The organism is Dokdonella sp., from assembly GCF_044227025.1.
Classification (GTDB): Bacteria; Pseudomonadota; Gammaproteobacteria; order Xanthomonadales; family Rhodanobacteraceae; genus Dokdonella_A.
The window spans coordinates 663,937-687,248 of sequence record NZ_JBGAFX010000002.1 but is presented as its reverse complement, the minus strand read 5'-3'; the positions used below and the strand labels follow the sequence as shown (position 1 = coordinate 687,248).

The following is a 23,312-nucleotide window of genomic DNA, read 5'->3' as shown; positions in this document are numbered from 1 at the left end:
TTGCCTGCGTCGTCGATATTGCGCCGCATCAGATTTGCCGCTATGGTCACGCTGCACACGCCCCGCAGGAAACCAATGTACCGAGTCGCCGCCCAGCCGCAGATCGTGACCAGCGCCCGCATGGCCGCTGGCATGACCTCGCGCGCGCGCCGACCGGAACCGTGTCATCCCGCCGGGTAGCTGTCGCGCATTCTTCACACGAATCGACGAAAACCCGGCCCACGCGCCGGGTTTTTTTTATGGGTCTATTTTTGCGCGAATCCCTTCGCGCGAAGAACAAACCGGCCATCCATGGCCGGGGCAGAAGTTTCAGCACGGATCCGTCCGTGAGAGCAAAACCGGCCATCCGTGGCCGGGCTTCTCAATCAACAGCAGGTTTTCATGATGGCACTTCGGCATTTTCTGAGTACCCAGGACTGGTCGCGTGCCGACCTCGATGCGTTGCTCGCGCAGGCGGCGGAATTCAAGCACTCGAAGGCCGGCAGCCAACTCGCCGGCAAGTCGATCGCCTTGCTGTTCTTCAATCCGTCGATGCGCACGCGTACGAGCTTCGAGCTCGGCGCGTTCCAGCTCGGCGGCCACGCGGTCGTGCTGCAGCCGGGCAAGGACGCGTGGCCGATCGAGTTCGACGTCGGCACGGTCATGGACGGCGAGGCCGAGGAGCATGTCGCCGAGGTCGCACGCGTGCTGTCGAGATACGTCGACCTGATCGGGGTGCGCGCGTTCCCGAAATTCCAGGACTGGTCGATCGACCGCGAGGACCGCGTGATCCATGGGTTCGCGAAATACGCGACCGTGCCGGTGATCAACATGGAGACGATCACGCACCCGATGCAGGAACTCGCGCACGTGCAGGCGTTGTGGCAGCACTTCGGCGGCGCGACGCCGGGGGAGGCACTTCGCGGCAGGAAGTACGTGCTGACGTGGACCTGGCACCCCAAGCCGCTGAATACCGCAGTCGCCAATTCCGCTCTGCAGATCGCCACGCGCTACGGCATGGACGTGACCCTGCTGTGCCCGACGCCCGAGTATCTGCTCGACCCGCGCTACATGGAGTTTGCGCGAGCGAACGTCGCCGAGAACGGCGGCTCGCTGACGATCAGCCACGACCCTGATGCGGCCTATCGCGGTGCGCACGTGGTTTATGCGAAGAGCTGGGGCGCCTTGCCGTACTTCGGCCGGTGGGCCGACGAGAAACCGATCCGCGACGCACACAAGCACTTCATCGTCGACGAACGCAAGATGGCGCTGACGGAAGGTGGCGTGTTCAGCCATTGCCTGCCGCTGCGTCGCAACGTCAAGGCGACCGATGCGGTGATGGATTCTCCCGCGTGCATCGCGATCGACGAGGCGGAGAACCGCCTGCACGTGCAGAAGGCGGTCATGGCGAAACTCGCCTGCTGACGGCCGCTTGACGAAACGATCCCGACTTTTCGAGACATCCATCATGAGCAAAGACATCGTCCTCGCTTTTTCCGGCGGCCTCGACACGAGCTTTTGCGTACCGTGGCTGAAGGAGCGTGGCTGGGTCGTGCACACCGTGTTCGCCGACACGGGCGGTGTCGACGTCGACGAGCGCGCCTACATCGAGCGGCGCGCGCAGGAACTCGGCGTCGCCTCGCATGTCACGGTCGATGGCGGTCCGGCACTCTGGAACGGCTTCGTCAAACCGTTCATCTGGGCAGGCGAGGGCTACCAGGGCCAGTACCCGCTGCTGGTGTCGGACCGTTACCTGATCGTCGACGCGGCGATCCGGCGCGCGCACGAACTCGGCACGCGCGCGATCGCGCACGGCTGCACCGGCATGGGCAACGACCAGGTGCGTTTCGACCTCGCGGTGAAGGCGCAGGGCGACTACGAGATCGTCGCGCCGATCCGCGAGATCCAGAAGGAGCACACGCAGACGCGAGCCTACGAACAGGCGTATCTGGAGCAGCGCGGCTTTGCCGTGCGCGCGAAGCAGAAGCACTACACGATCAACGAGAACCTGCTCGGCGTGACGATGTCCGGCGGTGAGATCGATCGCTGGGAAGCGCCGGGCGAGGGCGCGCGCGGCTGGTGCATGCCGCGCGCCGAGTGGCCGCCGCAGCCGATGCGCGTGACGATCGGCTTCGAGGACGGCGAGGCGGTGCTGGTCGACGACCAGACGCTGCCGGGGCCGGTCCTGCTCGGCGAACTCAATCGCGCGTTTGCGCACTACGGCGTCGGCCGAGGAATGTACACGGGCGACACGACGATCGGCCTCAAGGGCCGCATCGTTTATGAGGCGCCGGGATTGACCGCGCTGCTCGTCGCGCATCGCGCGCTCGAGGAGGCGGTGCTGACCAAGCAGCAGAACCGCTTCAAGCCCGAGGTCGCGCGCAAGTGGGTCGAGCTCGTCTATGAAGGCTTCTTCCACGACCCGCTCAAATCGGACCTCGAAGCGTTCCTGAAGAGCTCGCAGCGCCAGGTCACCGGCCTCGTCACCTTGGAGACGAACGGCGGCAGTGTGCACGCGGTCGCCGTGCAGTCGACGCACATCCTGCAATCGAAGGGCGCGACCTATGCGCAGTCGGCGGATTGGGGTGTTGCGGAAGCGGAAGGCTTCATCAAGCTGTTCGGCATGAGCTCGACGCTGTGGGCGAAGGTCAACGGCAAGTGAACCGGGAATCGGCAACGGGGAATCGGGATTCGGCGTTGCTCCGGGCAACGCTCGATCACCTGCGCGCGCTCGTTGCGTTCGACACGCGCAATCCGCCGCGCGCGATCGGCTCGGGCGGGATCTTCGACTACCTGCGCGCGAACCTGCCCGGTTTCGACTGCACGGTGACGGATCATGGCGCCGGAGCGGTCAGCCTGTATGCGGTGCGCGGCCAGCCGAAGTTGCTGTTCAACGTGCACCTCGACACCGTTCCCGATTCGCCGCACTGGAGCGCGAGTCCATTCGAGTTGCGAATGACTGACGACCGCGCGATCGGCCTCGGAGCCTGCGACATCAAGGGCGCTGCGGCATGCCTGCTCGCCGCCGCGCAAGTCGCTGCGGGCGATGCCGCGTTCCTGTTCACGACCGACGAGGAAGCCAATGACGCGCGCTGCATCGCTGCCTTTCTGAAGCGATTCCCCATTGACGATTCCCGATTCGCCGCCGTGATCGTCGCCGAGCCGACACGCGGCGAGGCCGTGCTCGCGCACCGTGGCATCAGTTCCGTGCGCATGCAGTTTCGCGGCGTCGCCGGCCACGCGTCGGGTGCGCAGGCGTTGCAGGCGAGCGCGCTGCACCAGGCGGTGCGCTGGGGCGGCGCCGCGCTCGATTTCGTCGAATCGCAGTCGCACCAGCGCTTCGGCGGCCTGACCGGCCTGCGCTTCAACATCGGCCGCATCGAAGGCGGCATCAAGGCGAACATGATCGCGCCGTCGGCGGAACTGCGCTTCGGTTTCCGCCCGTTGCCGACGATGTCGATCGAGGCCTTGCACGAGCGCTTTGCGACGCTGGCCGCGGCGGAAGCGATCGAACACTACGAGGAAACGTTCCGTGGCCCGCCACTGCCGGCCGGCGACGTCGCCGAGGCCGAGCGTCGCAGGCTCGACGCGCGCGATCTTGCCGATGACCTCGCGTTGCCGATTGGCAACGCGGTCGACTTCTGGACCGAGGCCTCGCTGTTCTCGGCCGCTGGTCTAACCGCGATCGTCCACGGCCCCGGCGACATCGCGCAGGCGCATGCCGCCGACGAATGGGTTTCGCTCGACCAACTCGCCGCTGCCGCGGCGACCTATCAACGCCTGCTGGAGCACTGAGCCATGAATGCCTTGCTGTCCGCCGCCGCGCTGCACTCGACCGTCCGCCACGACGATCGGGGGGCGCTTCCGGCATCCGTTCGCTGAGCGTCCGCTGACGATGAGCGACATGCGCACGACGATCGTCCGCCTGCTGTCCAGCATGGCCAGCACGAAGGAGATCCAGCAATACCTCAAGCGCTTCTCGCAGCTCGACGCGGCACGTTTCGCCGTGGTCAAGGTCGGCGGCGCGATCCTGCGCGACGAACTCGACGCGCTGGTGTCCTCGCTCGCATTCCTGCAGCAGGTCGGCCTCACGCCGATCGTCGTGCACGGCGCCGGGCCGCAGCTCGACGAGCGCATGCAGGAGGCCGGCATCGAGAAGCGCACGGTCGACAACCTGCGCGTGACAGACGCCGCCGTGCTCGCGGTCGTGCGCCAGGTCATGCGCCAGCAGAACCTGCGCCTGGTCGAGGCGCTGCAGGCGCAGGGGGTGCGCGCGACCTCGATCCAGTCCGGCGTGTTCGAAGCCGAGTTGCTGGATCGCGACGTATACGGCCTCGTCGGCAAGGTCGTTCGCATCGATACCGACGGCATCCAGGCCGCGATCAAGGTCGGCTCGATCCCGGTGATCGCCTCGCTTGCCGAAACGGGCGAAGGGCAGATCGTCAACGTCAACGCCGACTTCGCCGCGAACGAGCTCGTGCAGGTGCTGCAGCCGTACAAGATCGTGTTCCTCACCGGCACCGGCGGCCTGCTCGACGAGCACGGCAAGGTGATCGACTCGATCAACCTGTCGACCGAATACGAACACCTGCTCGCGCAGCCGTGGATCAACGGCGGCATGCGCGTGAAGCTGGAACAGATCAAGGACCTGCTCGACGGCCTGCCGCCATCGTCGTCGGTGTCGATCACGCGCCCGGCCGAGCTCGCCAAGGAGCTGTTCACGCACAAGGGCTCGGGCACGCTGGTGCGACGCGGCGAGCGCGTCTTGCGCGTGACCGCGTGGGATGCGCTGGATCGCGTTCGCCTGGCTGCGCTGATCGAGTCCGCGTTCGGCCGCCGCCTGTTGCCGGACTATTTCGAGCGCACGCGCCTGCTGCGCGCCTACGTCAGCGAGAACTACCGCGCGGCCGTGATCCTCACCGACGAGGGTGGTCGGGTCTATCTCGACAAGTTCGCCGTACTCGATGACGCGCAGGGCGAAGGCCTTGGTCGTGCGGTATGGCAAGTCATGCGCGAGGAAACGCCGCAGCTTTTCTGGCGCTCGCGCCGCGGCAATCCGGTCAATGCGTTCTACTTCGCCGAGAGCGACGGCTGCATCAAGCTGCCGAAGTGGAAGGTGTTCTGGTATGGCATCGACGGCTTCGCCGAAATCGAGCGCTGCGTCGCGCATTGCGGCGAACGCATTCCAACCTTGTCGGACTGAACCATGACGGAGAACCGAAGGAGCATCGGCATCGTCGGCGCGCGTGGTTACACCGGCGCCGAATTGATCCGCCTGGTCGCACGCCATCCTACGCTCGAGCTTGCATTCGTGTCCTCGCGCGAGTTCGACGGAAAGCAGGTGCGCGACCACGTCGCGGAGTTCGCCGGGGCGCTGCGCTACGAGAACCTTTCACACGAGGAGGTAGCGCACAAGGGTGCCGACGTGGTCGTGCTCGCGCTGCCGAACGGCAAGGCCGGCGCAGTCGTCGCGGCGATCGATGCGGTCAAGCCGGATACGATCGTGGTCGACCTGTCGGCCGACTTCCGTTTCGACGAACGCTGGTACTACGGCCTGCCGGAACTGACGCGCGCAGCCTATTCGGGCCAGCGCCGCATCAGCAACCCCGGTTGCTACGCGACCGCGATGCAACTGGCGATCGCGCCGCTGAAGGACGAGCTCGCCGCTCCGCCCGCCTGCTTCGGCGTATCCGGCTATTCGGGTGCCGGCAGCACGCCATCGGACAACAACGATCCGGACAAGCTGCGCGACAACCTGATCCCGTACTCGCTCACCGACCACCTGCACGAACGCGAAGTCACGCGCCAGCTCGGCGTGCCGGTCGAGTTCATGCCGCATGTCGCGCCGCATTTTCGCGGCATCACGATGACCGTCAACCTGTGGCTGCGGCGATCGTCCACGCGCGATGCGATCAGGAAGACCTACGCGGATTTCTACGCCGGGGAACCCCTCGTGCGCGTGCTCGACGAGGCGCCCTGGGTCAGTGCGATCGCCGGTCGCCACCATGCCGAAATCGGCGGTTTTGCGCTCGCTCCCGGCGGCAAGCGCGTCGTCGTCGTCGCGACCCTCGACAACCTGCTCAAGGGCGCGGCGACGCAGGCGATGCAGAACGTCAATCGCGCGTTCGGATTCGACGAAGGGGAGGGCATCCCGCGACCGTGACGCGAACCGCGCACGAAGCGACCTGCCCACCATCCGTCGAGGAGTTCCCATGCGACTTTCGCGCTATTTCCTGCCTGTCCTGAAGGACGATCCCGCCGAGGCGCAGATCGCCTCCCATCGCCTCATGCTGCGCGCCGGCCTGGTCCGCCAGGAGGCCGCCGGCATCTATGCCTGGCTGCCGCTCGGCCTGCGCGTACTGCGCAGGATCGAACGCATCGTGCGCGAGGAGATGGATCGCGCCGGTGCAATCGAATTGCTGATGCCGACCTTGCAGCTCGCCGACCTGTGGCGCGAAAGCGGGCGATACGACGCCTACGGCCCGGAGATGCTGCGCATCCGCGATCGGCACGAGCGCGAATTGCTGTATGGACCGACCAACGAGGAGATGGTCACGGAGATCCTGCGCGCCGGCGTGGGTTCCTACCGTGATCTTCCGCGCAACCTGTACCAGATCCAGTGGAAGTTCCGCGACGAGCAGCGGCCGCGCTTCGGCGTAATGCGCGGCCGCGAATTCCTCATGAAGGACGGCTATTCGTTCGATCTCGACGAAGCCGGGGCGCGGCGTTCCTACCAGCGCATGTTCGTCGCCTACCTGCGCACGTTCGCGCGGCTCGGCGTGAAGGCGATTCCGATGCGCGCCGAAACCGGTCCGATCGGCGGCGACCTGTCGCACGAGTTCATCGTGCTCGCCGAGACCGGCGAATCCGACGTGTATTGCGATCGCGCGGTGCTCGATCTCGCGGTTCCTCCCGATGACGTCGATTACGGCGGCGAGCTCGATCCGTTGATCCACGCGTGGACCTCGCTCTACGCGGCAACCTCCGACGTGCACGACGCAGTGCGTTACGAGGCGAGTGTTCCGCCGGAGCGCCGCTTGCGCACGCGCGGCATCGAGGTCGGCCAGATCTTCTACTTCGGCACCAAGTACTCCGAGCCGATGCGTGCGCGGGTGACGATGCCGGACGGTTCGGCGCGCGCGCTGCATGGGGGCTCGTACGGCATCGGCGTGTCGCGCCTGGTCGGCGCGATCATCGAAGCCAGCCACGACGAAGCCGGCATCGTCTGGCCGGACGCGGTCGCGCCGTTCGGCGTCGGCCTCATCAACCTCAAGCCAGGCGACCCGGCGACGGACAGCGCCTGCATCCACCTCGAACATCGCCTCGCCGGGCGGGGCATCGAAGTGCTGCACGACGATACCGATGCGCGGGCAGGGTCGAAGTTCGCGACCATGGACCTGGTCGGGGTACCCTGGCAGATCGTCGTCGGCCCGCGCGGAATCGCCGGCGGTATGGTCGAATTGAAACGTCGCGCCAGCGGCGAGCGCATCGAACTGACGCTCGATGCGGCGGTCGCTTGCCTGGTCGAAGGCACTGTCGGGAAGGACGCGCCATGAGTGAACTGTTGTGGCAGAAGGCGGGCACGCGCACCGACGCGCGCGTCATGCGCTTCCTTGCCGGCGACGATGTGATCGTCGATCGCGAGTTCCTGCCGCACGACATCATCGCAAGCAAGGCGCATGTCGAAGGTCTCGCGCGCATCGGCATCGTCAGTGAAGCGGAAGCACAGGCCATCGTGCACGAGCTCGATGTGCTGGCGGAAGATTTTCGAAGCGGCCGTTTCGTGCTCGACGAGCGTTACGAAGACGGCCACTCCGCGATCGAGGCGCGCCTCTCCGAGCGGCTCGGCGATGCTGGCCGGAAGGTGCACACGGGGCGCAGCCGCAATGACCAGATCCTCGTCGCCACGCGCCTGTGGCTGAAGGCGAAGCTGGCCGAACTGCGCGCGCTGTGCGTCGATGCCGCAAGGACGTGTCTCGATCGGGCGGCCTCGGATGCGCTTCCGTTGCCGGGCTATACCCACCTGCAACGTGCAGTGGTGTCGTCGACCGCACTCTGGTTCGCCGGCTTCGCCGAGGCATTCATCGACGATGCGCAGCGCGCGCGCGACGCCGCCATCTGGATCGACGCGAATCCGCTCGGCACCGCCGCCGGTTACGGCGTAAACCTGCCGCTCGATCGCGACCACACGACACGCGCGCTCGGATTTGCGCGCCTGCAGGTCAATCCGGTATATGCGCAGCTCTCGCGCGGGAAGTTCGAGATCGGCGCACTCGACGCGCTCGGTGCCGCGCTGCTGGACCTGCGCCGTCTCGCCTGGGATCTGTCGCTGTTCACGACGGCCGAATTCGGATTCGTGAGCCTGCCGGCCGAGTACACAACCGGCAGTTCGATCATGCCGAACAAGCGCAACCCGGACGTGGTCGAGCTTATGCGCGCGAGCTACGCGAGCGTCGCCGCGGCCCGCAGCGAAATCGAGCAGTTGCTGTCGTTGCCGTCCGGGTACCAGCGCGACCTCCAGTTTTCGAAGGGCGCGATTTTCCACGGTTTCCACCGCGGGCTTGCCGCGCTCGAACTGCTGCCCGACCTGCTCGCGCGGATCGAGTGGAACGCACCCGCGATGCGCGCCGCGATCGAGCCGGCGATGTATTCGACCGACGTCGCGATCGAGCAGGCAGCTGCGGGTGTGCCGTTCCGCGATGCCTACCGGCAGGCGGCCGAGTCGTCGGCGAGCGAGGCTGGCGGGCGCACGCCCGAAGACAGTCTTGCCGCACGCGTGTCGCCGGGAGCGGCTGCCGACCTTCGCCTGGATCTCCTGCGCGAACGCCTGCGCGGCATCGCCGGCTGAAGCGCCGGACTTGCGCTAGGCTGGGAGTGCCCGGATCGCGGGTCGCGATGCTGCAACGAGACGGATCTTCGGAATGCCTGCGCCACCCCGATTCACCGCCGCCGACCGCATGCTCGTCGTCGCCCCGCACCCGGACGACGAGACGCTGGCCGCAGGCATCGCGATCCAGTCGGCGCTGGCCGCCGGCGCCGCGGTCCGCGTCCTGTTTGCGACCGATGGCGACAACAATCCGTGGCCGCAGCGCTGGCTCGAGAAGCGCTGGTCGATCGGCGCGGCCGAACGCGCACGTTGGGGCGCGCGCCGCAGGCTGGAGGCCGCGCAGGCGCTCGCCGCGCTCGCGGTGGACGGACGCGTCGCGCAGGCGCTCCATTTCGGCTGGGCGGATCAGGGACTGACCGACGCGCTGATGCAGGACGATCGCGCGGTCGCTGCCCTGGCCGAAGAGATCGCCGCGTTCGCGCCCACTTCCATCTTCATGCCGGCGCTCGACGATCGGCATCCGGACCACAGCGCGCTGCACGTGATGCTCGAACTCGCCGTGTTGCGTGCCCACACCGTTGTGCAACGCTATTGCTACGTCGTCCACGGCGGGGCCCAGGCGGCCGATGCGAGCGCGGATCCGTTGCGTGTCGCACGCAAGGTCGCGGCGATGGAAGCCTATGGGAGCCAGCTTGCGCTGAGTCGCCGCCGTCTCGGCGAATGGCTTGCGCGCCCGGAGCGCTTCCTCGCGCTCGAACGCCCGCGCCCGCCGGAGCTCGACGCGGTCGGTGGCCTGTGCATTCCGCTTGGCCTGCCCGGTCGTTCACCATGGCGCCACGAAGTGCTGCTGGTGATTGCGGCGCGCGACATGACGCTGCGCCTGCGCGGGCGGTTGCCGCGCTTTGCACACGACGGCATCGACGTGGTGTTGACGGACGCTTCCGCGGGAGTCGCGGTCGCGGCGCGGATGGTCGACGCGGCGCTGCGGGTGGTTCCACCGGTAGCCCCGCTGGGTGCGTGGGCGAAGCGGCATCGTGCCGGTTCGCGCATCGTCGTGTTCGATCGCACGTACTGGCATGGCGCGCGAGATGCAGCGCCGTCCGCCGCGCCGTTGGTCGAGCGCGGCGTCGCCGGGCCGGGTTGAACGCATGCTTGCGCTGGAAACCAGCGAATCGCTCCTGCGCGTGCACGCGCCCGATGGTGCCTGCGCAGACCTGCAACTGGTGCAGCCTGTGCCCGCCGCCCGCGACGTACTGCTCTGGTTGCCGGCGCTCGGGGTTGCCGCGCGCAACTACCTGCCGCTCGCGCGCGAACTGGCCGGACGAGGTGTCGCGGTCGCCTTGCACGAGTGGCGCGGCAACGGTTCCAGCGATCGGCGCGCCGCGCGCGCGCAGGACTGGGGTTACCGCGAACTGCTCGAGTACGACATCGCCGCGAGTCGTCTTGCGCTGCGCACCGCGCTTCCGCGCGCTCGTCTCTGGCTCGGCGGACACAGCCTCGGCGGGCAACTCGCGACGCTCGCGGCCGCGCTCGCTCCCGAATCCGTCGCGGGACTCGTTCTCGTTGCCAGCGGATCGCCGTACTGGCGCTGGTTCCGGCATGCATGGCTCATTCTCCCGATCTACCTCGCAGTACCGAGGATCGCTTCCGTGTGCGGCTACTTTCCCGGCCGGCGCCTCGGTTTCGGCGGCCGCGAAGCTCGCGGCGTCATGGCGGACTGGGCGCGCAGTGGTCGCAGCGGGCGTTATGTCGCACGCGGCGTGCGGCAGGATCTCGAAGCCGCGCTAGCCCGGGTCGGCATGCCGGTGCTGGCGCTGCGGCTCGAAGACGACTGGCTGGGGCCGAAGGCATCACTGGACTGGCTGCTGGGGAAGATGCCTGCTGCGCCGCAGGAAGCCCTGGTGGTCGGCGCACAAGACCTGGACGGGGCGCCGGCGGACCACTTCGGGTGGATGAAAAAGCCGTCCATGATCGCGCAGACCGTCGCCACTAAAATTACTGAATTTCAATAGCTTATCTATAAATCCTGAAGTTGTTTGCAATTTTTCGTCGATGCGTGTAACGGAATCTTACGAAGCTTGGGGCATAATAGGAGATTGCACTTGCCGCGCACGCCTGTTTCCGCAGTGCATCGTGCGCCTGCGACCGCCCTCGGCGGCTCGCCCCATCCGTTCGGAGGTATTCAATCCATGACTTACGACATCGGCATCGGACGCTGCGCCGAACTCGGCGATGAAACCGTGGTGGTCAAGCTGGACAGCGTGATGGTCGAACGCCTGTCACCGGGACATCCGTGGCAGCGCTCCGGCACCAGCACGCTGCGCCTGAAGCGCGCGCTGTGCAGTGCGACGCGTCCGCCGCAGCAGGATCGCGAGGTATTCCTCGACCGTTCCGCGTTGTCGAAGCGCGCGATCGGTGCGTTGGACCTGACCGGCAGCGGATCGACCGTTTCGGTCGACCTGCGCGCGCTGCTCAACAATCTCGATCCGCAACCGTCGGCGGGCCCGCAGAGCAAGAGCCGGCCGGGCGATCGCAAGCAGCGCTGATCCAGGCGGTGAAGCGACCAACAAAAAACCCGGCTTGCGCCGGGTTTTTTGTTTTCCAAAGGTTGGTCGGGGTGACAGGATTCGAACTTGCGACTTCTACCTCCCGAAGGTAGCGCTCTACCAGGCTGAGCTACACCCCGATCCGGACCCGCGTGCAAGCGGGCCGCGAATTCTAAACGACGCTGCCGCGCGCACGCAAGCAGGGCAGGCACGGGCCGTGAAGCCGGGGCAGTGCGTCGATGCCATCTGCTACCCTTCGCGACCGACTTTCCATGCGCAGGCGCCGCAGCGCCGCGATGTCCCGTTCCCCGAGGATTCCGATGGCTGTCACCCAAGCCCGCACCATGCCCGGCGTGCTCGAGCTGTTGCCGCTCGACCAGGTCGCGTTCCAGTCGATGCTCGACGCCGTGCGCCGCAACTACGAGCGCTTCGGCTTTCTGCCGATCGAGACGCCGGTGATGGAGTTCTCCAGCGTCTTGCTGACCAAGGAAGGCGGCGAGACCGAGCGCCAGGTCTACTTCGTGCAATCGACGGGTGCGCTGCAGGCGGCGAAGGAAGGCGAGGTGCCGGAGCTCGCGCTGCGCTTCGACCTGACCGTGCCGCTCGCGCGCTACGTCGCCGAGCACGAGCACGATCTCGTGTTCCCGTTCCGCCGCTACCAGATCCAGCGTGTCTACCGCGGCGAGCGCGCGCAGCGTGGCCGTTTCCGCGAGTTCTACCAGTGCGACATCGATGTGATCGGCAAGGACGCGCTGTCGGTGCGCTACGACGCCGAGTTGCCGGCGGTCATCTACAACGTGTTCCGCGATCTCGACATCGGGCCGTTCACGATCCAGGTCAACAACCGCAAATTGATGCGGGGCTTCCTCGAAGGCCTTGGCCTCGCCGACGCCGAACGCCAGGGCGCCGTGCTGCGCGAGGTCGACAAGCTCGACAAGCGTGGCGTCGATGCGGTGCGCGAGACGCTCATCGGCGACGGCTTCGGCCTGTCCGCAGATGCGGTGGCCAGGCTGCTCGACTTCGTTGCATTCCGCTCGACCTCGCTGGCCGACGCACTGGCCAGGCTCGACTCGCTCGGCAGCGGCAGCGAGGCGCTGGAGCAGGGGCGGGCGGAGCTGCGCGAAGTGCTGAACCTGATCAAGGCGTTCGGCGTGCCCGAGTCGCACTACACGTTGAACCTGTCGATCGCGCGCGGCCTCGACTACTACACCGGCACGGTCTACGAGACGACGCTCAACGACCATCCGCAGATCGGTTCGATCTGTTCGGGAGGCCGCTACGAAAACCTCGCCAGCCACTACACGAAGTCCAAGCTGCCCGGTGTCGGCATCTCCATCGGCGCGACGCGCCTGTACTGGCAGTTGCGCGAGGCCGGCCTGCTGAAGGGCGGTCGCAGCACGGTGCAGGCGCTGGTCGCGCAGATGGACGAGGCCGAATTGCCGCGCTATCTCGAACTCGCGACCGAATTGCGTGCGGCCGGCATCAATACCGAAGCCGTGGTCGAGCCGGGCAAACTCGCCAGGCAGTTCAAGTACGCCGATCGGGCCGGCATCCGCTTCGTGCTCGTGCTCGGATCCGACGAAATCGCCAAGGGAACGGTCACGGTCAAGGACTTGCGCAAGCAGGACCAGTTCGAGGTCGCGCGCGTGGAGCTTGTCGATGCGCTGCGCGTGGAGATCGAGCAGGCCGCGGTGATGCCCGCGCCGCCGCCGCTTGCATAGGAGCGGCTTCAGTCGCAACGCTTCGCGCATTCCCACCCAACCCTCCCCTTCGACAGGCTCGGGACGCGGCCTTGAAGGGGCTTCAAGCAATCGCGGCTGAAGCCGCTCCTGAATACGAATAGCGACGGACCATGCAGACGATCCTCCTCGACGGCACCAGCCTCACCCGCGACCACGTTGCTGCGATCGCACGCGGCGCGAAGGTCGAGCTTGATCATGCGCAGCTCGCACGCGTGCAGCACGCCGCGGACTTCCTCGCCGACAAGGTCAGCTGTGGCGAACCGATCTACGGGGTCACCACCGGTTTCGGCAGCAATGCCGACAAGCTGCTGGGCGCGCATCGCGTGCGCGACGAACTGCCGGGTGGCAACCCCGATCCACGCAGCGACACCTTGCTGGAAGAGCTGCAGCACAACCTCGTGATCACGCATGCAGTGTGCGTGGGCGAACCGTTCGACGCCGGTGTCGTGCGCGCGATGCTCGGCATCCGCATCAACACGCTCATGCGAGGTCATTCGGGCATTCGCGTGTCGACCCTGCAAGCGCTTGCCGAGCTCCTCAATCGCGACGTGATCCCGGTGATCCCGCAGAAGGGCTCGGTCGGCGCCAGCGGCGATCTCGCGCCGCTGTCGCACCTCGCGATCGTGCTGCTCGGCGGCGGCGAGGCATTCTTCGGCGGCGAACGGCTGGCTGGTGCGCAAGCGCTCAAGCGCGCGGGGCTCGCACCGGTGAAGCTCTCGTTCAAGGAGGGCCTTGCGCTCAACAACGGCACCACGCAGATGCTCGCGACCGCGGCGCTTGCGCTCGAACGCCTCGGCGAACTGCTGGACACCGCCGACCTTGCCGCATCGATGACGCTCGATGCGTTCGCCGGACGCAGCGGCGCGCTGCGCGAGGAAGTGCACGCGCTGCGCCCGCATCCGGGCCAGGTCGAGAGCGCGCGCCACGTGCGCAGCCTTCTCGACGGCTCGACCCTCGTCGACATTGCCTACCACCTCGTGCCGCGCTTCCGCGGCTGGTCGGCCGACGCGTGGAGCGATCCGGTCGACCAGAAGCAGAGTTTCGACATCGCCTGGGACTGGGTGCCGCCGGCGCAGCGCCACGGCCGCGAGGCGTTCTACAGCCGCTTCCTGCCGTTCAAGGGGGGCAAGAAGCATCAGCCGCAGGACGCGTATTGCCTGCGCTGCATGCCGCAGGTGCACGGCGCAGTGCGCGATGCGTACGCGCAGGCCTGCCGGGTCATCGACATCGAATTGAATTCCGTAACCGACAATCCGCTGATCTTCGCAGATGCACCGGAAGCGAAAGTCATCGAGGACCAGGTCGTATCGGCGGGCCACTTCCACGGCATGCCGCTTGCGCTCGCGATGAGCTACGTGAAGGCGGCGATCCCGGTGCTTGCATCGATCTCCGAACGACGCCTCAACAAGCTGGTCGATCCCGCGACCAACGACGGCCTGCCGGCGTTCCTGATCGGCAACGAGGACGCGACCGACTCCGGCTTCATGATCGTGCAGTACACCGCTGCGGCGATCGTCAACGATCTCGCCACGCGCGCGCACCCGGCCAGCGTCTACTCGGTGCCGACCAGCGCGAACGCGGAAGACCATGTCTCGATGGGCGCGAACGAAGCGCGCCACGTGCTCGAGATGACCGAGGACCTTGGCCATGTGCTCGCGCTCGAGCTGTACACCGCGGCGCAGGCGCTCGATTACCGCCAGGACATGCTCAACGCCGCGCGCCGACTCGCGAAACGTGGCGACTGGCGCGCGCTCGCCGCGAAGATCGCGAACGCCCCGGACACCACGCATGCGTCACGTGCCCAGTTCGAGAGGGAAGTGCAGGAGCTGGCGAAATCGCTGGCCGACGCCGCCGACTTCCATGCCGGCGCTGCCGTGAAGCAGGCGCACGCCAAGCTCCGCGAGCGCGTCGCGTTCATGGCGCGCGATCGAGCGATGGATGGCGACGTGCGGACCGTCTGCGGAATGATCGCACGGCGCGAACTGGTTTCTTAGGTGGTTGGGAAAGGGTGTCCTGCGCAGGGCTGCTGCGAGGCTGCCCACCCATCGGGCAGGAACCGATCCTGCTTTCAAGACAGGCGTTGACGACCCGTGACCGCGCATCGGAGGAGCTGTCGATCGCATCGATCGCGGCTGGCACGCCGCAATTTCGTTTCACACACCTACGGTGCCGGCGAGGTTCCAGGGGAGCATTCGAGCCGGACATAGTCAACGCTGAAGTTCGCCGCAGGGCCAGCGGGCGTGTTGAAGTGGAAACGCAAGGTGTGGGAGCCATCGTCGGCGTAGCTGCTCACATCGACGCTGCGTTGCACGTAGAACGGTTCGGCCGAAGGGGGTTCCGGGTAGGTGGCGACGGTCGTGCCGTCGACACTTATGACGAGGTTCGCGCCGATGCCGCCGATTGCACCCCTGCGCAGCCAGAAATTGAGGTAGCGAGGTGCCGAGGACGGAATCATCACCGTCTGTTCGATTGTCGAGTCTTCCGCCAGTCCGTTCGCGCCGCCGAACAGGGCCCAGAAGACTCCCGACAGTGGAACGGCGGTGCCGCCGAAGTTGCCGCAGACGTTCACTGAACAGAACGGCACGCCGAAGTTCGTCGACGTGCCCGCCCACGCCGGGTTGACCAGCGTGCCCGGGTCGGTCGTCTCGAATCCGGGATCGTCGAACAACTGAGCGGGCACGCATCCGGAGGCGGGCGTCACCGTGAGGCTGGCGGTTGCGGGCGCCTCGTTGGCGCCATGGTCGGTCTGCAGCGCGCCGGCGGGAATCGTGTTCGTGTACGTCGCTGCGCTCATTGACACGACGGATGCCGAGACGGTGCAACTGCCGCCCGCCGGGATTTGCGCACCACTGGCGAGCGTCAGCGTGTTTCCGCCAGCGGTTGCGCTTGCCGTGCCCGATACGCAGGTCGTCGCCGCATTGGCAGGCGACGCGATCACGAGTCCGGCCGGCAGCGCGTCTACGAGGCTCGCCGTCACCGTCGCGGCGGCAACCGCGAACGAGTTGTCCAGGGTCAGCGTCAGCGAGCTCGGCGTGCCCTCGGTCACGCTGACAGGCGAGAATGCCGTGCCGAGAAGCGGCGCGTATTCGAATCCGCTGACGAAGATCCGGTCCGCGATCGTGCCGTCGACGAGGTCGCTTGCGGCAAGGGCGTGGCCCGAGGTGGATGCTGCGCACGCAATCCACAACCACTGGACCGGAGCGATGACGCGGCCTTGTGTTCCTCGGGACATGCAGCGACCTCGGTGCCTGGCGGACGTGTGACGCTAGGCTATGCCGTTCGAGCCGCCGCGACAATCGCTTCGCGCCGCGGCTCCGCGGCGCTGACAACGACGGCGCATCAGATGCCGGTCATACCCAGCGTGTTGTACCCCGCATCGACATAGGTCACTTCGCCGGTGATGCCCGAGGCTAGGTCGGAGCAGAGGAACGCGGCGGCATTGCCGACTTCCTCGATCGTGACGCTGCGGCGCAGCGGCGCATTTTCCTCGACGTGGTCGAGCATCTTGCGGAAATTGGCGATGCCGGATGCGGCGAGAGTCTTGATCGGGCCGGCGGAGATCGCGTTGACGCGCGTGCCTTCCGGGCCGAGATTGTAGGCGAGGTAGCGCACGTTCGCTTCGAGGCTCGCCTTGGCGAGGCCCATTACGTTGTAGTTCGCCAGCGCGCGGTCGGCGCCGAGGTAGGTCAGGGTCAGGATCGAACCGCCGCGTCCCTTCATCAGCGGCCGGGCGGCCTTCGCCATCGCGGCGAGACTGTAGCTGGAGATGTCGTGCGCCACGCGAAAGCTCTCGCGCGTGAGGCCGTCGAGGAACTCGCCGGTCAGCGCTTCGCGCGGAGCGAAGCCGATCGAATGGATCAGGATGTCGAATCCGTCCCACTGCTTGCCGAGGTCGGTGAAGAGGCCGTCGATGTCGGCGTCCTGGGTCACGTCGCATTTCAGCACGATGTTCGAGCCGAACTCGGCCGCGGCTTCATCGACGCGGCTCTTGAGTTTCTCGTCGACGTAGGTGAACGCGAGCTGCGCACCTTCGCGATGCATCGCGCTGGCGATGCCCCAGGCGATGGAGCGCTGGCTGAGGATGCCGGTGACGAGGGCGCGCTTGCCGTGCAGGAAACCCATGTGCTCTCCAGAAATATCGACGCGGAAAGCGTGGATTCTAGCCGACTGGCGCGCCCCGGGCTCAGCCTTGGCCGTCGTCGAGGCGCAGCCTCTGCCCGAGGTGCAGGGTCCCATTCGCGTTCGGATTGAGCTGGCGCAGGCGGCGCAGCGGAATCGCGTAACGATGGGCGATGCTCGACAGGCTGTCGCCGGCGACGATCACATGCGAGCGCCTGGAGCCCTTGACGCGTGTTGCGCCGGCGTCCTCGTCGGCGACCTCGGGCTCGCGGCCCGGCAACAGCAGGCGCGTCGCGGGGGTTACGGTCGCGTCCTCGCCAACCGCGTTGGCGGCGGCGAGCGTGGCCACCGGGATGCCGAGTTGGGCCGCCCAACTGGCGATTCCGCTGGTGCGTCGTGCGGGCTCCTCGCGCCAGTCGTTCCACAGCATCGGAGGGATCGAATCGGCGGCCGTCTGAAAGCGTTCGACGCGCTCCTCCGGCAGCAGCAGGCGATGCGGTCCACTGTCGGGCATGCGATTGCGCCGGTAGGCGGCGTTCCAGCGGCGCAGGTCGTCGACCGGCACGCCCGCGAGCTTTGCCGCGAGGCGCAAGTCCATGCCGTGCCCGATGTCCACGCTGCTCAAATGGTCCAGAGCGTCCGGCTCCGGCAGGACCACGTTGAAGTGCGCGGGGTTATCGACGATGCAGGCGAGCGCGAGCAGGCGGTCGAGGTGTTCGTGGGTGATCCGGTTGAACGTGAACCTCGCGAGTTCGTCCGCGGTGAGATCGCGCCCATCGCGATCACCGAGCAGTTTCTTGACGCGGAACTCGCCGCTGTTGAACGCCATGTCGGCGAGACGCCAATCGGCGAATTCCTTGTAATAGCCCGAGATCAGGTCGAGCGCGGCGTCGGTCGATGCGAGCGCATCGAGACGTTCGTCGTAGTCCTTGCGAATGACGAGGCCCGCGCCACGCGCGGTGTCGGGCATCAACTGCCACATGCCGGCGGGCTGGTCGCCGCGCGAGGGGATCGGCCGGTAGGTGCTCTCGACGTAAGGCAGCATTGCGAACTCGCCCGGCAATCCACGCCGCTCGAGTTCGTCGACGACGAGCCCGAGGAAGGGCAAGGCCGGTTTCCAGCTGGCGGCAAACGCGCGCGGCGAGTGCGCGTAGGCGCGCGCCCGGCGCTCCACGTCGGGGCCGTATTCGCAGCCGCGCATCGCGAACAGCGCGCGCAGGCGCGACCAGGGCGACGTGTCGGCCAGCGGTTTTTCGGGTGCCGGCGTCGCCACGGGCGGCGATACCGGGACCGGTGCGGGTGTCGGCGCCGGTGGCACGTCCGGTGCGCGCCGTGGCGGCGTCGCGCACGCTGCCAGCAACAGCAGGATGACGGCGAGTGCGCCGAAACGCGGGCTTGCGCGCGTCATGGAGACGGCATCCGGAAGTCATCCTTGCGCCGGCGCAGCTCGGCGAAGCGCTCGACCCGATCGTTGCCCGCGAGCGCCTGCTGCAAGGCCGGCGTGTCGATGCGCAGGAATGGATTGCAGGCGCGCTCGTCGGCGAGCGTGCTCGGTACGGTCGGCAGGTTGTCGGCGCGCCGCGCCTGCACTTCGGCCGCGCGTGCCGCGAGCGCGGCGTTGGAGGGATCGAGGCCGAGCGCGAACGCGCAGTTCGCGCGGGTATATTCGTGCCCGCAACATACGCGCGTCGCATCCGGCAACGCGGCGAGGCGTTCAAGCGAGTGAAGCATCTGCGCCGGCGTGCCCTCGAACAGTCGTCCACAGCCGACGCTGAACAACGTGTCGCCGCAGAACAGCAGGCCATGGCCGTGGTAGGCGACGTGGCTGAGGGTGTGCCCCGGAATGGCGATGACATCGAAGCCGAAGGCGGGATCGGCAAGCTCGACGCGGTCGCCGTCGCCGACGCGCACATGCGCGTGCCGGATGCGCTCATCGCGTGGCGCGTGGATCGTCGCGCCGTGGCGTGTGGCGAGTTCGGCGGCGCCGCCGATGTGGTCGGGGTGATGATGGGTTAGCAGGATCGCGCCGAGGCGCAGGCCGGATGCCGCAAGCGCAGATTCGACGGGTGAGGTCTCGCCCGGGTCGACGACGAGCGCCGAACCGGCCGCGTCCGCGAGCAGCCAGATGTAGTTGTCGGCCAGCGCGGGCAGGGCGAGCAGGTTCATGGGCGCCGGACTATAGGCCAGCGCGCGGGGCGGCGGCGTTAAGCGATCATTAGCCGGTGCCTCGGCGCGCTACACTGGCGGTCCGTCCGCTCGCCGCGCATGCCGTGATCACCGGTCCCGACAATCTGTTCGCCCTGCCCGAGGTCGAAGCCCTGCTGCGCGAGGAGCTCGCGCGTCTGCCCGCGCTCGCCGCGCGCCAGCCGGGGGGGCGCGCACTGCTGCTGCAGGCCGCTGCCGCCAACCGCACGCTGCCGGTGGATCTGCGTCACCTTGGCGTGACGCGCGGACACGTCGATCGCACGGCGATCGCCGGTGACGTGGTCTGCGCAAGCGATGCGCTGCCATGGCCGGACGAGACGTTCCAGTTCGTCGTCGTGCAGCATGCCGGCGATGCGCTGGCGCATCCGGAAGCATTCATCGACGAACTCGCGCGCGTGCTCGCAGCGGGCGGCTCGCTGGTCTGGTTCGGCTTCAATCCGTTGAGCCCCTGGAGCCTGTGGTTGCACTGGCAGGCGCGCCAGGGTCGGCCGTTGCCACGCGCGGTGCCGGTCGAATCCGTGCGGCGTCGCTTGCTGCACGAACAACTTTCACCCGGTGCGGTGGAGGCGATCGGTCCGTGCTGGCCCGATCGCAATGGGCAGACGCGGCGTTCCGCGCTGCTTGCCCCGCTGCGTGGTGCATGGATGCTGCTCGCAACCCGGCAACGCGCGGTACTGACGCCGCTGCATCGGCGCCCGTTGCGCCGCGCCGCGCCGCAGCCCTCGCTCGCCGTGCCGAGCCGGCGCGTGCGCGCATGAGCGAAGCGAAACAGCGGGTCGAACTGTTCACCGATGGAGCCTGCCTCGGCAATCCGGGGCCGGGCGGCTGGGGTGCGCTGCTGCGTTTCGGCACGCGCGAGAAGGAACTCAGTGGCGGCGAAGCGCTGACCACCAACAACCGCATGGAGCTGATGGCGGCGATCGGCGGCCTCGAAGCATTGACGCGCCCGTGCGAAGTCGAACTGACTACCGATTCGCAATACGTCAAGCTGGGCGTCGAGCAATGGATGGCGCGCTGGCGTGCGAATGGCTGGCGCACCAGTGATCGCAAGCCGGTCAAGAACCAGGATCTGTGGGAACGCCTGTACGCTGCGCTCGCTTCGCACACCGTGCGCTGGCACTGGGTCAAGGGCCACGCCGGCCACGCGGAAAACGAGCGCGTCGACGTGCTCGCGCGCGATGCGGCGCTGGCGATGCAGGGCAGGGGCTGATCGCCGGCGACAGTCGCACAGCGCCACTCCACGCGCGGCATTTCTTTCCAGGGCGGGGCTTGCCAGTGGCGCCGCGCTCCTCCACCCTCATTCCTCATCCTTGAGCACGCGGCCTCGAATGCGCCAGATCATCCTCGACACCGAAACCACCGGCCTTGAAGTTCAGCGCGGACACCGCGTGATCGAGATCGGCTGCGTCGAACTGGTGCAGCGCCGTCGCACCGGTCGCGAGTTCCACACCTACCTCAATCCCGATCGCGCGATCGACGAAGGCGCGCGCGCAGTCACCGGCATCGCCGACGAATTCCTGCTCGACAAGCCACGCTTCGCGGAGATCGCGGCGGAGTTCCTCGAGTTCGTCGACGGTGCCGAGATCATCGCGCACAATGCGAGCTTCGACGTCGGCTTCCTCGATGCGGAACTCGCGCGCGCGGGTGTCGAGAATCCGCGGCTGTGCGCGCGCGCGCAGATCCTCGACACGCTCGTGCTCGCGCGCGAGAAGTTTCCCGGCCAGCGCAACAGCCTCGATGCGCTGTGCAAGCGCCTCGAGGTCGACAACAGCCACCGCGGCCTGCACGGTGCGCTGCTCGACGCGAACCTGCTGGCGGACGTCTACCTCGCGCTGACCTCGGGACAGGGCGCGCTCGGCTTTGGCGAGGATGCGACCCGGGAAACGACGATTGCCGCAGTCGAACTGCGCATCGTGGTGCGCCCGCGCGTGTTGCGTGCGCTGGACGCGGAAGTCGTGATGCACGAAGCGCGCATCGCCGCGATCGACAAGGCGAGCCGTGGCGCGTGCGTGTGGCGGCGAATCGAGGGGGAAGTGGCGCTGGCCGCGGTGGTTTGATTTCAGTAGTTGTCGAATGTGTTGCGCGGGTTGTGATTGCTCTCGCGTCGGCGCATGTGCGTCTCGCATTCCTTTTGCTTTCCCCTCTCCCGCTTGGGGAGAGGGGAGGGCGAGGGCGCTTTTTGCCGTGCGGTCGCTGTTTGCGTTTCGAGAGCAGGCCCAATTTCTTCGCGAAGACCTACCCGCATCCCTGCAGGTTCGTCCCGCATCCCTGCGGGCCGGTAACTTCTCTTTGCTTGTCCAAAGAGAAGTCACCAAGAGAAAGGACACCCCCAGCGGCCCGGTCAGCGGGCTCGTGCCCGCTGACTGCGCGATCGGGTTGCGGGGTTCGTTGACGGTCCATCCATGGACCGCAACGAACGCGCGCGCATCGTGCGCGCGCCCCTTCGGGCGGATCCTCCACCCGCTCGCCGGTCCGCGAGGGGACCCCGGCGGAAGAGCGGCGCGCTCCTGCGCGCAGAAGCAAAAGCCAAAGCATCGCGGCGGAAGCCGCGATGCTCTTGATGCATCGTTGTCGCGCGCCTATCGCAGCTGAAGCCGCTCCTACAACGCGGCTCTGGCTCTGCGCGCAGGATGCACGCCGCTCTTCCGGGGTCCCCTTCAGCGCCGGTGGACGTCGGCCGATCAGGCCCGCAGGGGCGCGCACACGAGGTGCGCGCGTTCGCCGTCAGCGCAGGGATGCGCTGTCGGCGAACCCCGGCCGACGTTCACGCACCCGCAGGGCAGCATGCCCGGAGGGCGGTGCTGTGGGGGTGTCCTTCTCTTTGGTTTCTTTCTCTTGGACAAGCAAGAGAAAGAAACCGGCCCGCAGGGATGCGGGACGAACCTGCAGGGATGCGGGCAGGTCTTCGCGAAAGGCGTGCCCAGCGGAAGACACAGCAAAGAGCTGTCCGCAGGGATGCGCGACGAACCTGCAGGGACGTGGGTTGTCGACACGAAGGAAGACAGCTACCCGCAGGACTGCCATTCAGGGCATATCCCATCGGGACCAAAGACAAAAAACTACAAGCTCACCGCGCCCTGACGAGGATCACCGTCACGTTGTCGGAACCGCCGCCGTCGAGTGCGGCGAGGATCAGATGGTCGACGCATTCCTGCGCGGACAGTTCCGTGCGGCCGACGATCGCGGCGATCGTCGCGTCCTTGACCTCTTCGGTCAGGCCGTCACTGCACAGGAGCAGCTGCATGCCGGGCTTGAGTTCACCGCGCACGCTCTCCACGCGCAGCGATTGCGGGTCGGTGACGCCGAGTGCCTGCGTCACGACGTTGCGGTGCGGGTGGTGGCGGGCCTGCTCGCTGGTGATCGCGCCCTGGTCGATCAATTCCTGCACGTAGGAATGATCCTGCGACAGCTGCCTGAGTCCATCGTTCCAGATATAGATGCGGCTGTCGCCGACCCAGGCGACTTCGTAGCTGGCATCCTTGGACAGGCGCAGCGCAGCGATCGTCGTGCCCATCGGCAGCGCTTCGGATCGCCGCGTGGAATGGCGGATGATCTCCTCGTCGGCGAGCTGGATCGCGCGCACGAGCTCCACGCCCTTGCCGACTTCCTGCACCAGGGTGTCGCGCGCAAGCGCGCTGGCGACTTCGCCGTGCTCGTGGCCGCCCATGCCGTCGGCTACCAGCCAGAGGCCGAGTTCGGCGTCGGCATAGTAGGTGTCCTCGTTGTGCTCGCGGCGCAAGCCGACGTGGGTGCTGTGTCCGAATTCGATCATGCGCAGGACGTCTTCTTCCCTTTGGCGCCTCGGCGCGTGCGGCCCATCCCCGGCGCCGTTCAGGCATAGGATGCCGCCGACGTTGCGCCGGGCGCAAGCGCCGCTGCGACCGGCGCTTTCGG

20 protein-coding genes and 1 tRNA gene are annotated in these 23,312 nt (G+C 67.3%); 15 read left to right on the top strand and 6 right to left on the bottom strand.

The features are described from left to right. Positions 1-384 precede the first annotated feature (384 nt). The 10 genes from ACILRJ_RS07370 (at position 385) to ACILRJ_RS07325 (ending at position 11,352) form a co-directional block, all read left to right on the top strand. The gene (locus ACILRJ_RS07370) at positions 385-1,404 is read left to right on the top strand and encodes an N-acetylornithine carbamoyltransferase (RefSeq protein WP_395682068.1); all 1,020 of its coding nucleotides are present in this window, start codon (positions 385-387) and stop codon (positions 1,402-1,404) included. 43 nt (positions 1,405-1,447) lie between these two features. Further along, complete coding sequence (locus ACILRJ_RS07365) at positions 1,448-2,641, top strand: argininosuccinate synthase (RefSeq protein ID WP_395681883.1); 1,194 nt, start codon at positions 1,448-1,450, stop codon at positions 2,639-2,641. Positions 2,642-2,676: 35 nt separating this feature from the next. After that, a complete protein-coding gene (locus tag ACILRJ_RS07360; RefSeq protein WP_395681881.1) occupies positions 2,677-3,774 on the top strand; it encodes an acetylornithine deacetylase in 1,098 nt (365 codons plus the stop codon). 109 nt (positions 3,775-3,883) lie between these two features. Continuing rightward, complete coding sequence (locus ACILRJ_RS07355) at positions 3,884-5,182, top strand: acetylglutamate kinase (protein WP_395681880.1); 1,299 nt, start codon at positions 3,884-3,886, stop codon at positions 5,180-5,182. Between the two features lie 3 nt (positions 5,183-5,185). Then, a complete protein-coding gene (argC, locus tag ACILRJ_RS07350; protein WP_395681878.1) occupies positions 5,186-6,142 on the top strand; it encodes an N-acetyl-gamma-glutamyl-phosphate reductase in 957 nt (318 codons plus the stop codon). A gap of 49 nt (positions 6,143-6,191) precedes the next feature. Next, complete coding sequence (proS, locus tag ACILRJ_RS07345; RefSeq protein ID WP_395681876.1) at positions 6,192-7,535, top strand: proline--tRNA ligase; 1,344 nt, start codon at positions 6,192-6,194, stop codon at positions 7,533-7,535. Then, entirely contained in the window at positions 7,532-8,827 is a 1,296-nt protein-coding gene (gene argH, locus ACILRJ_RS07340) for an argininosuccinate lyase (protein WP_395681874.1), read from the top strand. Before proS ends, argH begins: the two co-directional genes overlap by 4 nt. A 73-nt stretch (positions 8,828-8,900) precedes the next feature. Beyond that, the gene (locus ACILRJ_RS07335) at positions 8,901-9,950 is read left to right on the top strand and encodes a PIG-L deacetylase family protein (RefSeq protein WP_395681872.1); all 1,050 of its coding nucleotides are present in this window, start codon (positions 8,901-8,903) and stop codon (positions 9,948-9,950) included. A 4-nt stretch (positions 9,951-9,954) separates the two neighbouring features. Beyond that, entirely contained in the window at positions 9,955-10,818 is an 864-nt protein-coding gene (locus tag ACILRJ_RS07330; protein WP_395681871.1) for an alpha/beta fold hydrolase, read from the top strand. 177 nt (positions 10,819-10,995) lie between these two features. Then, the gene (locus ACILRJ_RS07325; protein ID WP_395681869.1) at positions 10,996-11,352 is read left to right on the top strand and encodes a hypothetical protein; all 357 of its coding nucleotides are present in this window, start codon (positions 10,996-10,998) and stop codon (positions 11,350-11,352) included. A gap of 63 nt (positions 11,353-11,415) precedes the next feature. Here the strand turns inward: ACILRJ_RS07325 and ACILRJ_RS07320 are convergent. Further along, positions 11,416-11,492 (bottom strand) — tRNA-Pro (locus ACILRJ_RS07320). 180 nt (positions 11,493-11,672) lie between these two features. Here ACILRJ_RS07320 and hisS point away from each other — a divergent pair. Continuing rightward, positions 11,673-13,073, top strand: a complete 1,401-nt coding sequence (hisS, locus tag ACILRJ_RS07315) for a histidine--tRNA ligase (protein WP_395681867.1) — start codon at positions 11,673-11,675, stop codon at positions 13,071-13,073. Positions 13,074-13,204: 131 nt separating this feature from the next. After that, positions 13,205-15,088 (top strand): histidine ammonia-lyase, encoded by a 1,884-nt coding sequence (gene hutH, locus ACILRJ_RS07310; protein ID WP_395681865.1) that lies wholly within the window; start codon positions 13,205-13,207, stop codon positions 15,086-15,088. A 167-nt stretch (positions 15,089-15,255) separates the two neighbouring features. On the opposite strand, the gene ACILRJ_RS07305 is transcribed toward hutH, so the two are convergent. The 4 genes from ACILRJ_RS07305 to gloB form a co-directional block, all read right to left on the bottom strand. Then, entirely contained in the window at positions 15,256-16,326 is a 1,071-nt protein-coding gene (locus tag ACILRJ_RS07305) for a hypothetical protein (RefSeq protein WP_395681863.1), read from the bottom strand. Between the two features lie 107 nt (positions 16,327-16,433). Continuing rightward, entirely contained in the window at positions 16,434-17,216 is a 783-nt protein-coding gene (locus ACILRJ_RS07300) for an enoyl-ACP reductase (protein ID WP_395681861.1), read from the bottom strand. A 61-nt stretch (positions 17,217-17,277) separates the two neighbouring features. Then, positions 17,278-18,621: a transglycosylase SLT domain-containing protein gene (locus ACILRJ_RS07295; protein WP_395681859.1), complete on the bottom strand. Its 1,344-nt coding sequence runs from the start codon at positions 18,619-18,621 to the stop codon at positions 17,278-17,280. Beyond that, the gene (gloB, locus tag ACILRJ_RS07290; protein ID WP_395681857.1) at positions 18,618-19,379 is read right to left on the bottom strand and encodes a hydroxyacylglutathione hydrolase; all 762 of its coding nucleotides are present in this window, start codon (positions 19,377-19,379) and stop codon (positions 18,618-18,620) included. Before gloB ends, ACILRJ_RS07295 begins: the two co-directional genes overlap by 4 nt. A 104-nt stretch (positions 19,380-19,483) precedes the next feature. Between gloB and ACILRJ_RS07285 the strand changes: the two genes are divergently transcribed. The 3 genes from ACILRJ_RS07285 (at position 19,484) to dnaQ (ending at position 21,475) form a co-directional block, all read left to right on the top strand. Continuing rightward, a complete protein-coding gene (locus tag ACILRJ_RS07285) occupies positions 19,484-20,176 on the top strand; it encodes a class I SAM-dependent methyltransferase (protein ID WP_395681855.1) in 693 nt (230 codons plus the stop codon). Beyond that, complete coding sequence (gene rnhA / locus ACILRJ_RS07280) at positions 20,173-20,628, top strand: ribonuclease HI (RefSeq protein WP_395681853.1); 456 nt, start codon at positions 20,173-20,175, stop codon at positions 20,626-20,628. Before ACILRJ_RS07285 ends, rnhA begins: the two co-directional genes overlap by 4 nt. A gap of 118 nt (positions 20,629-20,746) precedes the next feature. Next, the gene (gene dnaQ / locus ACILRJ_RS07275) at positions 20,747-21,475 is read left to right on the top strand and encodes a DNA polymerase III subunit epsilon (protein ID WP_395681851.1); all 729 of its coding nucleotides are present in this window, start codon (positions 20,747-20,749) and stop codon (positions 21,473-21,475) included. 1,010 nt (positions 21,476-22,485) lie between these two features. Here the strand turns inward: dnaQ and ACILRJ_RS07270 are convergent. Continuing rightward, positions 22,486-23,190 carry a PP2C family protein-serine/threonine phosphatase gene (locus ACILRJ_RS07270; protein ID WP_395681849.1) on the bottom strand — a complete coding sequence of 235 codons (705 nt, stop codon included), beginning with the start codon at positions 23,188-23,190 and terminating at the stop codon, positions 22,486-22,488. Positions 23,191-23,312: the final 122 nt, after the last annotated feature.

What these genes read in the sequence shown, in the direction of transcription:
- ACILRJ_RS07370 (WP_395682068.1), top strand. Translation starts at nt 385, where the DNA reads ATGGCACTTCGGCATTTTCTGAGTACCCAGGACTGGTCGCGTGCCGAC.
- ACILRJ_RS07365 (WP_395681883.1), top strand. Translation starts at nt 1,448, where the DNA reads ATGAGCAAAGACATCGTCCTCGCTTTTTCCGGCGGCCTCGACACGAGC.
- ACILRJ_RS07355 (WP_395681880.1), top strand. Translation starts at nt 3,884, where the DNA reads ATGCGCACGACGATCGTCCGCCTGCTGTCCAGCATGGCCAGCACGAAG.
- argC (WP_395681878.1), top strand. Translation starts at nt 5,186, where the DNA reads ATGACGGAGAACCGAAGGAGCATCGGCATCGTCGGCGCGCGTGGTTAC.
- proS (WP_395681876.1), top strand. Translation starts at nt 6,192, where the DNA reads ATGCGACTTTCGCGCTATTTCCTGCCTGTCCTGAAGGACGATCCCGCC.
- argH (WP_395681874.1), top strand. Translation starts at nt 7,532, where the DNA reads ATGAGTGAACTGTTGTGGCAGAAGGCGGGCACGCGCACCGACGCGCGC.
- ACILRJ_RS07335 (WP_395681872.1), top strand. Translation starts at nt 8,901, where the DNA reads ATGCCTGCGCCACCCCGATTCACCGCCGCCGACCGCATGCTCGTCGTC.
- ACILRJ_RS07330 (WP_395681871.1), top strand. Translation starts at nt 9,955, where the DNA reads ATGCTTGCGCTGGAAACCAGCGAATCGCTCCTGCGCGTGCACGCGCCC.
- ACILRJ_RS07325 (WP_395681869.1), top strand. Translation starts at nt 10,996, where the DNA reads ATGACTTACGACATCGGCATCGGACGCTGCGCCGAACTCGGCGATGAA.
- hisS (WP_395681867.1), top strand. Translation starts at nt 11,673, where the DNA reads ATGGCTGTCACCCAAGCCCGCACCATGCCCGGCGTGCTCGAGCTGTTG.
- hutH (WP_395681865.1), top strand. Translation starts at nt 13,205, where the DNA reads ATGCAGACGATCCTCCTCGACGGCACCAGCCTCACCCGCGACCACGTT.
- ACILRJ_RS07305 (WP_395681863.1), bottom strand. Translation starts at nt 16,326, where the DNA reads ATGTCCCGAGGAACACAAGGCCGCGTCATCGCTCCGGTCCAGTGGTTG.
- ACILRJ_RS07300 (WP_395681861.1), bottom strand. Translation starts at nt 17,216, where the DNA reads ATGGGTTTCCTGCACGGCAAGCGCGCCCTCGTCACCGGCATCCTCAGC.
- ACILRJ_RS07295 (WP_395681859.1), bottom strand. Translation starts at nt 18,621, where the DNA reads ATGACGCGCGCAAGCCCGCGTTTCGGCGCACTCGCCGTCATCCTGCTG.
- gloB (WP_395681857.1), bottom strand. Translation starts at nt 19,379, where the DNA reads ATGAACCTGCTCGCCCTGCCCGCGCTGGCCGACAACTACATCTGGCTG.
- rnhA (WP_395681853.1), top strand. Translation starts at nt 20,173, where the DNA reads ATGAGCGAAGCGAAACAGCGGGTCGAACTGTTCACCGATGGAGCCTGC.
- dnaQ (WP_395681851.1), top strand. Translation starts at nt 20,747, where the DNA reads ATGCGCCAGATCATCCTCGACACCGAAACCACCGGCCTTGAAGTTCAG.
- ACILRJ_RS07270 (WP_395681849.1), bottom strand. Translation starts at nt 23,190, where the DNA reads ATGATCGAATTCGGACACAGCACCCACGTCGGCTTGCGCCGCGAGCAC.